The organism is Streptomyces beijiangensis (genome assembly GCF_017315755.1).
GTDB lineage: Bacteria > Actinomycetota > Actinomycetes > Streptomycetales > Streptomycetaceae > Streptomyces > Streptomyces beijiangensis.
Genome location: NZ_JAFLRJ010000413.1, coordinates 1 through 12,937, shown reverse-complemented (window position 1 = coordinate 12,937; position 12,937 = coordinate 1). Strand labels below are relative to the sequence as shown.

The window sequence follows — 12,937 nt, the reverse complement described above, 5'->3', positions numbered from 1 at the left end:
GCGGGAGGTCGGCGCGCGCCGACCTCCCGCGAGCCGTCGAGCAGCGCCCGCGCGAGGCGGGGATGCAGCCCAAGACGGGCCATCCGTACGCCCCGGTCCGTGGCCCGGCCCGATTCGTCGACCGCGCCGATCGCCGTCAGCACCTCCCTGGCCGCCCCCATGGCCCCCGCGGGCGGCGCGTCGAGCAGTGCGAGATCCCCGGCCGAGGGGTCGCCCCAGCAGGCCGCCTGCAGTGCGAAGGCGGCCAGGTCGGCGACCTTGATCTCCGGCGAGGGGAAGCGTGCGAGGCGTCCGTACTCCGCCTCCGTCCAGCAGCGGTACACCGCGCCCGGCGCCTCGCGCCCGGCCCGGCCCGCCCGCTGCCGTGCGGCCGCCTGTGAGGCCCGTACGGTCGTGAGCGCGCTCAGCCCCCGCGCATGGTCCGTACGCGGCTCGCGCGCGAGACCCGCGTCCACTACCACCCGCACCCCGGGCACCGTCAGCGAGGACTCCGCCACCGAGGTCGCCAGCACCACCCGCCGGGTACCCGACGACCCGGCCAGGACCGCGTCCTGCACGGCGGCCGGAGCCCGCCCGTGCACCTGCAGTACGTCGGCCCCGATGCCCCCCAACTGCCCTGCCACCCGGGCGATCTCGCCCACACCCGGCAGGAAACACAGCACATCCCCCTCCCGCTCGGCCAGCGCGCGCCGCACCACCGAGGCCACATGCGTCAGCAGCGCCGGGTCCACCCGCATCCCGTGCGGCGGCCGCACCGGCCGCGCGGGCGGCGCCCACACGACCTCCACCGGATGTGCGACGCCCTGCGCCTCGACTACCGGGGCGTCGCCGAGCAGCCGCGCCCAGCCCTCCGCGTCCGTCGTCGCGGACGCCGCGATCAACTGCAGCTCGGGCCGCAGGGCAGCCCGTACATCCAGCAGGAAGGCCGCGACGGTGTCCGCGTCGAGATGCCGCTCGTGGCACTCGTCCAGCATCACCACATCGATGCCCGCCAACTCCGGGTCGCGCTGCAGGCGTTGGAGCAGCACCCCGGTGGTGACGACCTCCACGACCGTCCCCGGCCCCACCACCCGCTCGCCGCGCACGGTGAAGCCGACGGACTCGCCGGCCTTCTCGCCGAGCAGCCACGCCATCCGCCGGGCGGCGGCGCGGGCCGCGATCCGCCGCGGCTCGGCGACGATCACGCGGGCGCCGCGCTCGGCGAGCACCAGCGGCACCAGCGTCGTCTTGCCGGTGCCGGGCGGCGCGCAGAGCACCGCGACGCCCCGCTCGTCCAGGGCCCGCTCCAGGGCGGGCAGTGCGGTGCGTACGGGAAGTGAGGCCAGGGCGTCGCTGCGAATCACGCCCCCAGTGTCATGCCCCGGGGCCGGGCCCAGTCCCGTACCGGTCCCGTACTAGTCCCGTTCGCACACGAAGATCGTCGATCCGGGGATCAGATTTCCGCGCAGCGGCGACCAGCCGCCCCACTCCGAGGTGTTCCAGGCGGGCCACTGCGGCTCGACCAGGTCGACCAGCCGGAATCCGCTCGCGACCACGTCCCGCACCCGGTCGCCGAGCGTCCTGTGGTGCTCCACGTAGGTCGCGTTCCCCTCTTCGTCCTGCTCCACATAAGGGGTGCGGTCGAAGTACGAGGCGGACACGGTGAGCCCCTCGGGGCCGGGCTCGTCGGGGAACGCCCAGCGGATCGGGTGCGTGGTGGAGAAGACCCAGCGCCCGCCGGGCCGCAGTACCCGCCTGACCTCGCGGAACACCTTGACCGGGTCCGCGACGAAGGGGATCGCGCCGTACGCGGAGCAGGCGAGGTCGAAGGAGCCGTCCCGGAAGGGCAGCACCCCCGCGTCGGCCTGCACCAGCGGGATGCCCCCGCCGATCCGCAGCCCGTGCTGCAGCTGGCGGTGCGAGAGGTCGAGGGCGACCGGGCGGGCCCCCTGTCCTGCCAGCCAGCGAGAGCACTGTGCGGCGCCGGCGCCGATCTCCAGGATGTCGAGGCCCTTGAGGTCCTCCGCCGGGCCGAGCAGCTCGGCCTCCACCTCGTCCAGACCCTCGGGACCCCAGACAAAACGGTCGTCGCCCAGGAAGGAGCCATGATCGACTTGATAGTCGTCGGCATTCCTGTCCCACCAGCCCCGGCTGGCCCGGCTGCTCTCTGTGTATCCGGCGTCGCGCCGTGTCGCTTCCGGCTCGTATTCTTCGCTCATCGTGCCCGTCTGCAAGGTCGCTGGTTCGTCGGCGGAAGTGCCCTGTCGAGGCCGATGTGGCCTCGTGGAACGCCAGTTGTGCCGGGTATGGGGCGATCCGCCCTGGGTGTGCGCCTTCGCGCATTGACCGTGTCCGGCTGCCCCCGTATGCTACAAGTTGCGCTGCGAGCCTGCGCTCCTCAGACCTAGCAGGCTGCGCTCGCTTCTGCTGAACGTCTCCTCGGTTCTCGAGACGCCTCCGGAAGGTTTCCGGAATGGCGTTTCCCGGGCTGTCCGGCGTCCGCGGTGGTGACACGGGCTTGCCGGCGTAGCAGTACCTACGACTTCAATGTCCGCACCGGAGCCTTTACCCACATGACGAGCAGCACCGAGACCACCGCCACCATTCCGCAGGTTGCGGTCAACGACATCGGCGACGCGGAAGCGTTCCTCGCGGCGATCGACGAGACGATCAAGTACTTCAACGATGGCGACATCGTTGAAGGCGTCATCGTGAAGGTCGACCGTGACGAGGTCCTCCTCGACATCGGTTACAAGACCGAAGGCGTGATCCCGAGCCGCGAGCTCTCGATCAAGCACGACGTCGACCCGAACGAGGTCGTCAAGGTCGGCGACGAGATCGAGGCCCTGGTTCTCCAGAAGGAGGACAAGGAAGGCCGCCTGATCCTCTCGAAGAAGCGCGCTCAGTACGAGCGTGCCTGGGGCACCATCGAGAAGATCAAGGAAGAAGACGGCATCGTCACCGGTACCGTCATCGAGGTTGTCAAGGGTGGTCTCATCCTCGACATCGGCCTCCGTGGCTTCCTGCCGGCCTCTCTCGTCGAGATGCGCCGCGTCCGCGACCTCCAGCCCTACGTGGGCAAGGAGCTCGAGGCCAAGATCATCGAGCTGGACAAGAACCGCAACAACGTGGTCCTGTCCCGCCGTGCCTGGCTCGAGCAGACCCAGTCCGAGGTTCGCCAGACGTTCCTCACGACCCTGCAGAAGGGTCAGGTCCGCTCCGGCGTCGTCTCCTCGATCGTCAACTTCGGTGCCTTCGTGGACCTGGGTGGCGTCGACGGTCTCGTGCACGTCTCCGAGCTGTCCTGGAAGCACATCGACCACCCCTCCGAGGTTGTCGAGGTCGGCCAGGAAGTCACCGTCGAGGTTCTCGACGTGGACATGGACCGCGAGCGCGTCTCCCTGTCGCTCAAGGCGACGCAGGAAGACCCGTGGCAGCAGTTCGCCCGGACGCACCAGATCGGGCAGGTTGTTCCCGGTAAGGTCACCAAGCTCGTTCCCTTCGGTGCGTTCGTGCGCGTCGACGAGGGCATCGAGGGTCTGGTCCACATCTCCGAGCTGGCCGAGCGCCACGTGGAGATCCCGGAGCAGGTCGTCCAGGTCAACGACGAGATCTTCGTCAAGGTCATCGACATCGACCTCGAGCGCCGCCGCATCAGCCTCTCGCTGAAGCAGGCCAACGAGGCCTTCGGTGCCGAGCCGTCGACGGTCGAGTTCGACCCGACGCTGTACGGCATGGCCGCGTCGTACGACGACCAGGGGAACTACATCTACCCCGAGGGCTTCGACCCCGAGACCAACGACTGGCTCGAGGGCTTCGAGTCGCAGCGTGAGGTCTGGGAGACCCAGTACGCCGAGGCGCAGACGCGCTTCGAGCAGCACCAGGCCCAGGTCATCAAGTCCCGCGAGGCCGACGCCGCCGCCGAGGCCGAGGGTGCTGCCGCCCCTGCCGCCGGTGCCAGCGCCAGCAGTGCGGGTGCTGCGATCTCCGGTGGTTCGTACTCCTCGGAGTCGGACGACAACTCCGGCGCCCTGGCGTCGGACGAGGCACTGGCTGCCCTGCGCGAGAAGCTGGCGGGCGGCCAGAGCTGAAGCTCTGAACCGTCAGCTGGTAACTAGCTGAGAGTGAGGCCCGCTTCCCTTCGGGGGAGCGGGCCTCACTTGCGTTCAGGGGTGATGGTTCAAGAGAGATGGTTCGGGCGGCGGTGGTTCAGGGGGTGACGGTGATGTTGGTCAGCCCCTTGCCGCCGGTGACCGTGTTGCTCGCGTACACCGTCGTCGTACAACTCGCGCTGTAGTTGGTCGCGTTGACGGCCAGCTGTTTGTCGCCCGTCGCCCCCGCCAGGTCGGACTTGTTGCCGCGGAAGACGGTGCCGCAGCCCCAGCCGGTCTGCTGGGTGTGGGTCTCGTAGCCGTCGTTGGTGGTGCGGGTGCCGGTGTTGTTCTCGACGAGGACGCCGTTGCCCTTCACGTCGACCCAGGAGTCGTCGAAGTTGGCGCCGGTGAGGCCGCTGCCGTCGAAGGTGTTGCCGGCGATCCTGGCGCCCGTCGTGCCCTCCTTGATGTCGACGTTCTCCCCGCCGACGCCCGGGCCGATCGTGTTGTCGAGTATCTGCACCTGGTCGCTCTTGTCGGTGAGGTCGCCGGCCGTGCCGACGTACACGCCCTCGCCCATGCCGCGTCCGTCGTGCCCGGTGTTGTAGATCTTCGAGTTCCTGATGACGCCGTTCTTGCTGGACTTACGGAAGTGCACGCCCTCCATGTCCAGGTCGTGCACGGTGACCGAGTCGACGGTGACGCCCGTCGCGGCGTCCATCATGATGCCCTTCTGGCCGCCGGTGACGGTGATGCCCTTCACCGTCCAGTACGAGGCGCCGTTGAGGTAGAGCCCGTAGCCGCCGCTCGACGTGAGCACGGCCTTGGGGGAGCCGGTCAGGGTGATCCGGGCGGACGAGGTGGCCGCCGCGGTCGTCTTGAAGTTCCCGGTGTACGTACCGTCGGCGAGCTGGATCGTGTCGCCGGGCAGTGCACCGGTGAGCGCCGACTTCAGCTGGGCCGCCGTGGACACATTGATGACCGTGGCCGCGTTCGCGGTCTGGGCGGCGAGAGCGAGTCCGCCGGTGGCCAGGGCTGTGGCCAGCAGAGGGAGGAGCAGCGGGCGGGTGCGCATGGGGGGACCTCCGCGTCGAAGTTCGAGAAGTAGTCGCATACATGAACGTGGGGCGCGTTTCTGAACACTTCGTGCTGACCCGTGACCGTAGGGACGGCCGGTGGGCATGTCAATGGTCCGGACCGAGATGCACCGGCGGGGCGGTGAGGGAGGAGCAACGTGTGGGATACACGAGTAACTGACGGCCCGTAACAGGCAGTTGCCAGGATCCCCGCAGCAACCATCCAAGATCAGAAGGGGATCCTGACATGGCACAGGATGCGATCACCTCCGGCACCTCCGGCACGAGCCGCCGCGGATTTCTGCGCAACGTCGGCCTCACCGGCGGCGCGGGGGCGATGTTCGCGACGATGGGGGCTCTCGGCCTCGCCCCCACCGCCCAGGCCGCGAACCGCGAGCCCGTCTTCCACGCCCCCAGGGCGAGCGACTTCCATCTGAGCGGCGGCAAGGGCGCCGCGAAGGTCGTCATCGTCGGCGGCGGCATCGCCGGGCTCGCGGCGGCGTACGAACTGGGCAAGGCGGGCTACGACTGTACGGTCCTGGAGGCCAGGGACCGCACGGGAGGCCGTAACTTCACCGTGCGCGGCGGCGACTCCACCACCGACCTCTACGGCAACCACCAGACGGCCCGCTTCAGCGAGGGCCAGTACATGAACGCGGGCCCGGCCCGCCTCCCGCAGTGGATGGTCACCCTCGACTACTGCCGTGAACTCGGCGTCCCGCTCGAGGTGTTCACCAACACCAACGCGGACGCCTACCTCTACAACGAGTCCGCCGGCATGAAGGGGCCGATGCGCTACCGCACCGCCAAGGCCGACATGTACGGCTACGTCTCCGAGCTCCTCGCCAAGGCCACCGACAAGGGTGCCCTCGACAGGCAGCTCAACGCCGCCGACCAGGAGCGGCTGGTGGAGTTCCTCAAGGACTTCGGCGCACTCGGCGACAAGCTCGACTACACGGGCGGCGAGCGCCGCGGCTTCACCACGGTCCCGGCCGCCGCGGGCACCCCGGGCGTCGAGCTCGGGAACGTACCCAGCGCGTCGGAGATCCTCTCGACCGGTGTGGGCCGCTACTTCTCCTTCGAGTTCGGCTATGACCAGGCGATGCTGATGTTCCAGCCGGTCGGCGGCATGGACCAGATACCCAAGGCCCTGACCAGGGCGATCGGCGCCCATAAGATCCGTACCGGCGCGGCCGTCACCCGGATCACCGACAAGGCGCAGGGCGTCTCGGTGACGTACACACAAGGCGGCAGGACCCGGCAGATCGAGGCCGACTACTGCATCGGCGCGCTCCCGCCGAACATCCTCGCCAAGATCCCGCACAACCTGGGCGCGGGCGTCCAGACCGCCCTGGAAGCGATCAAGCCGCAGTCCGCGGGCAAGATCGGCCTCGAGTACGCGTCCCGCTGGTGGGAGCTCGACCACCGGATCTACGGCGGCATCACCGAGACCGACCTGGACGTCACCCACATCTGGCACCCGAGTTACGGATTCCACGGCGAGCGGGGCGTCATGATCGGCTACTACAACTACGACACCGATGCGGACAGCTACGCCAAGCTCTCCCCGGCCGACCGCGAGAAGCGGGCGGTGGCCGCCGGCGTGAAGATCTACGGCCCCAAGTACCGCACCGAGCTGGCCTCCTCCTTCTCCCACCACTGGCGCCAGACCCCGCATCTGGAGGCCGCCTGGCACGACACCGTGGGCGGCCCGGACGCCCCGGTCTACAAGCCGCTCAACGAGGGCACAGGCCGGGTCTACTTCGCGGGCGACTGGCTGAGCTACACCGACGCCTGGCAGCACGGCGCGTTCACCTCCGCGCGCAAGGCGGTGACCGCGCTGCACGCACGGGTGCTCGCGTAACGCAGGTGAAAGGTTGCTGAGAAGGGACGCGGGAGGGGAATGCCCGCGTCCCTCGGCACGTTCTTCCCAATGAACATGAGGAGGAGCGGTAATCGTGCTTGATCCGCAGGATTTGTACGAATGGGAGCCGAAGGGCCTCGCCGTCGTTGACGTGGCGCTGGCGCAGGAGTCGGCTGGCCTTGTCATGCTCTATCACTTCGACGGGTACATCGACGCGGGCGAGACCGGCGAACAGATCGTCGAGAACCTGCTGGAAACCCTCCCTCACCAGGTGGTGGCCCGGTTCGACCACGACAGGCTCGTGGACTACCGCGCGCGCCGCCCCCTGCTGACCTTCCGCCGCGACCGCTGGACCGCGTACGAAGCACCGACGCTGGACGTCCGCCTGGTGCAGGACGCCACGGGCGCGCCCTTCCTGCTGATGTCGGGCCCCGAGCCCGACGTGGAGTGGGAGCGCTTCGCCGTCGCCGTACGCCAGATCGTCGAGCGCCTCGGTGTACGCCTCTCCGTGAACTTCCACGGCATCCCGATGGGCGTCCCGCACACCCGCCCGGTCGGCATCACCCCGCACGGCAACCGCACGGACCTGATGCCGGGCCACCGCTCTCCCTTCGACGAGGCACAGGTGCCCGGAAGCGCGGAGTCGCTGGTGGAGTACCGGCTGGTGGAGGGCGGTCATGACGTCCTGGGCGTCGCCGCGCACGTCCCGCACTACGTGGCCCGCTCGTCCTACCCGGACGCGGCGCTGACCGCGCTGGAGGCGGTGACGTCGGCGACGGGCCTGGTCCTGCCGGGCGTCGCGCACTCCCTGCGTACGGAAGCCCAGCGCACCCAGGACGAGATCGAGCGCCAGATCGGCGAGGGCGACGAGGAGCTCGTCACCCTCGTCCAGGGCCTTGAGCACCAGTACGACGCGATGGCCGGCGCGGAGACCCGGGGCAACCTGGTCGCCGAACCGGTGGACCTGCCCTCGGCGGACGAGATCGGCCTCGAATTCGAACGCTTCCTCGCGGAGCGGGAGGGCGACGTCTAGGCTTCGCCCATGCTGAAAGTGGGTCTGACCGGCGGAATCGGTGCCGGCAAGAGCGAAGTGTCGCGGCTGTTCGTCTCGTACGGGGCGGTGCTGATCGATGCGGACAAAATCGCGCGCGAGGTCGTCGAGCCCGGGACTCCCGGGCTCGCGGCCGTCGTCGAGGCGTTCGGTGACGGAGTCCTCGCCGCGGACGGGTCCCTCGACCGCCCCGGACTGGGCTCGATCGTCTTCGCCGACCAGGCGAAGCTGGGGATCCTGAACGCGATCGTGCACCCCCTGGTCGGCGCCCGCTCGGCGGAGCTGGAGCGGGCCGCGGCGGCGGATTCCGTGGTCGTCCACGACGTACCGCTGCTCACGGAGAACACACTGGCCCCGTTCTACGACCTGGTCGTGGTGGTGGACGCGACCCCCGAGACCCAACTGGACCGTCTGGTACGGCTGCGCGGCATGGCCGAGTCCGAGGCGCGCGCCCGCATGGCCGCCCAGGCCACCCGCGAACAGCGCCGCGAGATCGCGGACCTCCTGATCGACAACGACGGCCCGCTGGAGGCCCTCGAACCGCAGGTCCGCAAGGTATGGGCGGAACTGACCGAGCGCGCGGCGCGTTAACCCCCCGCCAAAGGCCCCCCGTCGGCGGGCGACCCGCACTACGATCGCGACCGTGCTGATCGTCCTCGCGGGCTTCACCGCCATCGGCGGCCTGGTCGCCCTGCTCGCGGGCGCGTACGGGCTGCGGCAGGCCCGGCGCATCCGCGACGCGGGTCTGCGGGCCTGGGCGCTGGTCAAACCGGTGCCGCCGGGCGCCGACCGGCCACTGCTCCAGTACGAGACGGCCGACGGCCGGGTCATGGAGATCACTTCGCCCGTCCCGCTGGAAGCGGGGACCCTGATCGAGCTGTCGTACGACCCGGACGACCCACGGGACGTGGTCCTCCTGGGCCGCGAGAGTGCGGGCTCGGACCGGTGGTTCGTGGCGGCGGGCGCGGCGGTACTGACGCTCGGCCTGGCACTGATCGTGGCCGGGCTCTGACCGGAATACGAGACCCGTTCCATGCGTTGCGCAGGTGAGTAACGGGAAGGAATAGCACCGTGTCCAACCGCACCCCTGAGACCCATGTCATCGACTATCGCGCCGCCGAGCAGCTGCTCGCCGCGCGGGACCCGCGCGGTGCCGTGAAGCTGCTGGACGAGGTCATCGCGGTCCACCCGGAGAACACGGCGGCCCGTCTGCTGCGCGCCCGCGCATTCTTCGCCGCAGCCCAACTGCGCCCCGCCGAGCTGGAGTTCCAGCTGGTCCTGGAGCGCGAACCGGACAACGCCTTCGTCCACTTCGCCCTGGCCCGTACCTTCGAACGTGCGGGCCGTCCGGAACAGGCCCGCCGGCACTTCCGGCTCGCGGCGGCACTGGACCCGAAGCCGGAGTACCTCCAGGCGGCCCGCTTCGACAGCGAGGACTGACGGCGAGGACCGACGGCGAGGACCGGTAGCGAGGGCTGACGGTCCGCTACCGGCGGCGGTTGCCCCGGTCCGGTTCGTACGGAGGGATGTCGGGGCCCGGCTGGTAGTGCGGGCCCTGGTGGATATGGTGGACGATCATGGTCAGGTCCACCGCGATCACCGCAGTCAGGGCGCCGCAGGCAGCCGCCCAGCCCGGGCGGTCCGTGGCCGAGAAGGCCGCCGTGCCGCCGATCGCCCAGACCAGACCCCAGATGCTCAGCCAGAACCGCATCCGCAGGGGACTGCGTGCGGTCGCCGGCTCACTCCCAGTACGCATGGCCATCGCCTCTCACTGAGGTTGTACCCGGTGGGGGGCCGTGCCACTCGGCGACTGGTTAGGGTGACGCGCATGCTGCCCATGGAGGACCTGCCCGCGGTGCTGCTGGATCTGGCCGTGCCGCACGAGGACATCAACGAACTGGTCGCCCTCGGCCGAAGGTTCGCGGACGAGCCGGAGCTCGCGGATCTGCTGGAGCGGTCCGTGCAGGCGCTCGTGCGGGAGATGGGGACAGTGGAGCTGTACTCCGAACTGCCGCCCGTGCCCGACGGGTTGGGGGCGCTGCGGCGCTGGTTCCCGGTCTTCGTGTGCGTCGCGGCGCTGCCGTACACCAGGGCGTACCACCAGGAGCGCGGGATACCGGAGCGGATAGCCCGGCAGACCCTCGCCGACCTCGGACGCCATGTCGCCGTGCACCGCAGGCGGTACGGGACGGGCGGGCTGAGCGTGCCCGGCTGGCTGCGGCTGCACTTCCGGGGCGAGATCTACCAGCTCGGGCGGCTGCACTACCAGCGCGCCGTGCTCGGCGACCGGATGGCGCGGGCGATGCGCGCCGCCGGGCTGCCGATCGCGGCGGGCGACCCCTGCCTCAGCATCCATGTGCCGGATTTTCTGGGCCCGTTGACGCCCCGCGCCTGCGCCGAATCGACCGCCCTGGCCAGGGAGTTCTTCGCCCGGCACTTTCCCGATGAGCCCTGCGCGGTGGCCGTCTGCCACTCCTGGCTGCTCGATCCGCAACTGCGGTCGTATCTGCCCGCCGACTCCAACATCCTGCGCTTCCAGGACCTGTTCCGCATCGGCTACAAGGCCGAGGAGCCGAGCGACCGCGAACCTGTCTCCTTCGTCTTCGGCAACCCCGGACTGGATCCGGCGGCGCTGCCGCAGCGGACCTCCGTGGAGCGGGCCGTCGCGGGCCATCTGCTCGCCGGCGGCCACTGGCACATCGGACACGGCTGGTTCGCACTGTAGGGAGGGAACGCGTGTCAACGGCCGTTCGTTGTGAGGGACATGAGTGAAACGACGCGTGAGGGTTACGGAGGGACGGGCCCGGGGGCACGGACGCCCGACGGCTGCTCGGTCGACCTCTACCGCCGGCTGCCCGTCGGCGAGGAACCGGACATCATCGCGGCCGCCGTCCCCGCCGGGGCGCGCATCCTCGAGCTGGGCAGCGGGGCGGGGCGGGTGACGCGCCCACTGACCGCGCGCGGCTTCGCCGTGACCGCGGTCGACGAGTCCCCGCAGATGCTGGAGGCGGTCGAGCAGATATCCGGCGTGCGCACGGTCCGCAGCTCCATAGAGAAGCTCGCCCTTGATGAGACCTTCGACGTCGTGATGCTGGCGTCGTATCTGGTGCACTTCTCGGACCCGCAGGTCAGGGACGCGATGCTGCGCACCTGCCGTCGCCATGTCACGGACGACGGCTGTGTCCTCATCCAGCGCGAAGGCCTCGACTGGCACACCCGGCTCCCGCGCGAGCGGGACGACGGCGCGGGCGGGACCATTCGGATCCGGTCGGCGGCACCGGCCGGGGACGGCGTGGACACGCTGTTCTGCGAGTACATCTACCCCGACGCGACCTGGACCCAGACGTTCCAGTCGCGTGCGCTGACGAAGGAGGAGTTCGAGCACCACCTGGACGAGGCGGGCCTGTATGTCGACAAGTACCTGACGGACGACGGAACTTGGGTGCGCGTGCTGCCACGCCGATGAGTTTCGGGCGCCGGTCCCGTCTACCCCTCTGAAAGCGATACGGAACGCTTCACGGAGGAGACGACCATGTCCGAGGCCACGATCACCCAGACCAGCACCCGCACCCGCGGCGCCATCGCCCTGCGCACCGCCCAGATCCTGCTCGCCCTGCTCTACGGCTTCAGCGGCTTCGCCAAGCTGATCGCCCAGTCCGACGCCGTCGAGTCCTTCGACCGCATGGGCTGGGGACACTGGTCGATGTACGTCATCGGCGCCCTGGAGTTCTCCGGCGCCGTCGCGCTGCTCTTCATCCCCGCGCTGGCCAGTGCTGCCGCAGTGGCGTACATCGGGCTCATGATCGGCGCGTCGACGGTCCAGCTGACGCTCCTCGACCCGCAGAACGCCTTCATGCCGCTGGTCCTGATCGTGCCCCTGGTCCTGATCGCCCGGGCCCGCCGCGACCGTGCGAAGGACCTGGCGACACTGGTCCGCAGGCGGGCGTAACGCTCAGCTCGCCCCCCGACCCGGGGCACTGCCCGAACGGCCCGCATCCTGCAGTGGCAGGAGCGGGCCTTCGGCATGTGCGCGGCCGGTCAGTGCACGATGGTGAAGCTGTGCCAGTTCTTGAGGGACGGCGAGACCCGGTTGGTCAGCGTGGTGGCCGAGTAGGCCGACGGCTTGCCCGTGCAGTCCGCATTGGGGTACATCACCAGGTCGACCAGGGTGTTGTTGAGGATCGTCGTGGCGCCGCCCTCGCCCAGGAGGACATGGCAGCCCCGGACGGACGGGCTGGTCTCACTGATGATTCTGCCCTTCTCCGTCGTGTACGAGATGGTGCCGACTGCGCTGCGGCCCATGCCGGAGCAGCCCGCGACGGTCAGGGGCAGGAGTACTGCCCCGGCGATGATGCCGAGACGCCGGTGCCGGAGATCGGACATGAGCGGTCCTCGTCTGTACGGAGAGTCACTGGTGCCTGCAACCCTGCCGCGACCGGGGCCGTACGGCATCCGGGGCTCCGCCGCCCGGGGGAACCGGGCGCCCCTCACGGCACGACTTACGGCACGACGGCGGTCGCGGTGATCTCCACCAGCTGTCCGGTGTAGCCCAGGCAGGACACCCCGAGCAGGGTCGATGTGTGGGGCCCGTCGCTGAGGCCCGAGGCCCGTACGACCTCCCAGACCTCCGAGAGCACCCCGGGCTCGTCGCCCACGACGTACACCGTCGTGGCCACGGTCTGCGAGAGGTCGCTGCCGACGGCCCGCAACGCCTCGTCGAGGTTGGCGATGACCTGTTCCGTCTGACGGACCGGGTCGCCCTCGCCGACGAGATCGCCCTTGGCGTCGAGCGGTACGGATCCGGCCATGAAGGCGAGCCGCTGCCCGGCCTCGACGACGGCGGCGTGGGCGTACATGGGGGGCGGGAAAAGGG

At 69.9% G+C, this 12,937-nt stretch carries 15 protein-coding genes; 9 read left to right on the top strand and 6 right to left on the bottom strand.

Going from position 1 to position 12,937, the window contains the following annotated elements; all coding sequences use genetic code 11:
* Both J0695_RS33070 and J0695_RS33065 read right to left on the bottom strand, forming a co-directional pair.
* On the bottom strand, positions 1-1,343 hold a 1,343-nt coding region (locus tag J0695_RS33070; RefSeq protein WP_307798842.1), incomplete at its 3' end, for a helicase-related protein.
* Between the two features lie 51 nt (positions 1,344-1,394).
* Positions 1,395-2,198, bottom strand: a complete 804-nt coding sequence (locus tag J0695_RS33065; RefSeq protein WP_206968435.1) for a class I SAM-dependent methyltransferase — start codon at positions 2,196-2,198, stop codon at positions 1,395-1,397.
* A 354-nt stretch (positions 2,199-2,552) separates the two neighbouring features.
* On the opposite strand from J0695_RS33065, the gene rpsA reads away from it, so the two are divergent.
* Positions 2,553-4,070, top strand: a complete 1,518-nt coding sequence (gene rpsA / locus J0695_RS33060) for a 30S ribosomal protein S1 (RefSeq protein ID WP_206968433.1) — start codon at positions 2,553-2,555, stop codon at positions 4,068-4,070.
* Positions 4,071-4,188: 118 nt separating this feature from the next.
* Here rpsA and J0695_RS33055 read toward each other — a convergent pair whose 3' ends face one another.
* On the bottom strand, positions 4,189-5,148 hold the full coding sequence (locus J0695_RS33055; RefSeq protein WP_206968431.1) for a right-handed parallel beta-helix repeat-containing protein: 960 nt from the start codon (positions 5,146-5,148) through the stop codon (positions 4,189-4,191).
* Between the two features lie 338 nt (positions 5,149-5,486).
* On the opposite strand from J0695_RS33055, the gene J0695_RS33050 reads away from it, so the two are divergent.
* The 5 genes from J0695_RS33050 to J0695_RS33030 all read left to right on the top strand — a co-directional run bounded on the left by J0695_RS33050 (position 5,487) and on the right by J0695_RS33030 (position 9,504).
* The gene (locus J0695_RS33050; protein WP_206968439.1) at positions 5,487-7,013 is read left to right on the top strand and encodes a flavin monoamine oxidase family protein; all 1,527 of its coding nucleotides are present in this window, start codon (positions 5,487-5,489) and stop codon (positions 7,011-7,013) included.
* Positions 7,014-7,107: 94 nt separating this feature from the next.
* The gene (locus J0695_RS33045) at positions 7,108-8,046 is read left to right on the top strand and encodes a PAC2 family protein (RefSeq protein ID WP_206968429.1); all 939 of its coding nucleotides are present in this window, start codon (positions 7,108-7,110) and stop codon (positions 8,044-8,046) included.
* 9 nt (positions 8,047-8,055) lie between these two features.
* Entirely contained in the window at positions 8,056-8,655 is a 600-nt protein-coding gene (gene coaE, locus J0695_RS33040; protein WP_206968427.1) for a dephospho-CoA kinase, read from the top strand.
* A 52-nt stretch (positions 8,656-8,707) separates the two neighbouring features.
* Positions 8,708-9,076: a DUF3592 domain-containing protein gene (locus J0695_RS33035; RefSeq protein WP_307798841.1), complete on the top strand. Its 369-nt coding sequence runs from the start codon at positions 8,708-8,710 to the stop codon at positions 9,074-9,076.
* 59 nt (positions 9,077-9,135) lie between these two features.
* Positions 9,136-9,504, top strand: a complete 369-nt coding sequence (locus J0695_RS33030; RefSeq protein ID WP_206968426.1) for a tetratricopeptide repeat protein — start codon at positions 9,136-9,138, stop codon at positions 9,502-9,504.
* Positions 9,505-9,550: 46 nt separating this feature from the next.
* On the opposite strand, the gene J0695_RS33025 is transcribed toward J0695_RS33030, so the two are convergent.
* Positions 9,551-9,820, bottom strand: a complete 270-nt coding sequence (locus J0695_RS33025) for a DUF6343 family protein (protein WP_206968423.1) — start codon at positions 9,818-9,820, stop codon at positions 9,551-9,553.
* A gap of 72 nt (positions 9,821-9,892) precedes the next feature.
* Here J0695_RS33025 and J0695_RS33020 point away from each other — a divergent pair, with 72 nt between their 5' ends.
* From J0695_RS33020 to J0695_RS33010, 3 genes are all read left to right on the top strand, one after another.
* Positions 9,893-10,789, top strand: coding sequence for an acyltransferase domain-containing protein (locus J0695_RS33020; RefSeq protein ID WP_206968421.1), 897 nt, complete (start codon positions 9,893-9,895; stop codon positions 10,787-10,789).
* A 39-nt stretch (positions 10,790-10,828) separates the two neighbouring features.
* Positions 10,829-11,530, top strand: a complete 702-nt coding sequence (locus J0695_RS33015; protein ID WP_206968419.1) for a class I SAM-dependent methyltransferase — start codon at positions 10,829-10,831, stop codon at positions 11,528-11,530.
* A gap of 66 nt (positions 11,531-11,596) precedes the next feature.
* Positions 11,597-12,013 (top strand): DoxX family protein, encoded by a 417-nt coding sequence (locus J0695_RS33010; RefSeq protein WP_206968417.1) that lies wholly within the window; start codon positions 11,597-11,599, stop codon positions 12,011-12,013.
* A gap of 89 nt (positions 12,014-12,102) precedes the next feature.
* Here J0695_RS33010 and J0695_RS33005 read toward each other — a convergent pair whose 3' ends face one another.
* On the bottom strand, positions 12,103-12,447 hold the full coding sequence (locus J0695_RS33005) for a hypothetical protein (protein WP_206968414.1): 345 nt from the start codon (positions 12,445-12,447) through the stop codon (positions 12,103-12,105).
* Between the two features lie 116 nt (positions 12,448-12,563).
* Positions 12,564-12,937: RidA family protein (locus J0695_RS33000; protein WP_206968412.1), on the bottom strand; the 374-nt coding region annotated here is incomplete at its 5' end.

What these genes read in the sequence shown, in the direction of transcription:
- coaE (WP_206968427.1), top strand. Translation starts at nt 8,056, where the DNA reads ATGCTGAAAGTGGGTCTGACCGGCGGAATCGGTGCCGGCAAGAGCGAA.
- J0695_RS33015 (WP_206968419.1), top strand. Translation starts at nt 10,829, where the DNA reads ATGAGTGAAACGACGCGTGAGGGTTACGGAGGGACGGGCCCGGGGGCA.
- J0695_RS33020 (WP_206968421.1), top strand. Translation starts at nt 9,893, where the DNA reads ATGCTGCCCATGGAGGACCTGCCCGCGGTGCTGCTGGATCTGGCCGTG.
- J0695_RS33005 (WP_206968414.1), bottom strand. Translation starts at nt 12,447, where the DNA reads ATGTCCGATCTCCGGCACCGGCGTCTCGGCATCATCGCCGGGGCAGTA.
- J0695_RS33050 (WP_206968439.1), top strand. Translation starts at nt 5,487, where the DNA reads ATGTTCGCGACGATGGGGGCTCTCGGCCTCGCCCCCACCGCCCAGGCC.
- J0695_RS33025 (WP_206968423.1), bottom strand. Translation starts at nt 9,820, where the DNA reads ATGCGTACTGGGAGTGAGCCGGCGACCGCACGCAGTCCCCTGCGGATG.
- J0695_RS33010 (WP_206968417.1), top strand. Translation starts at nt 11,597, where the DNA reads ATGTCCGAGGCCACGATCACCCAGACCAGCACCCGCACCCGCGGCGCC.
- J0695_RS33055 (WP_206968431.1), bottom strand. Translation starts at nt 5,148, where the DNA reads ATGCGCACCCGCCCGCTGCTCCTCCCTCTGCTGGCCACAGCCCTGGCC.
- rpsA (WP_206968433.1), top strand. Translation starts at nt 2,553, where the DNA reads ATGACGAGCAGCACCGAGACCACCGCCACCATTCCGCAGGTTGCGGTC.
- J0695_RS33065 (WP_206968435.1), bottom strand. Translation starts at nt 2,198, where the DNA reads ATGAGCGAAGAATACGAGCCGGAAGCGACACGGCGCGACGCCGGATAC.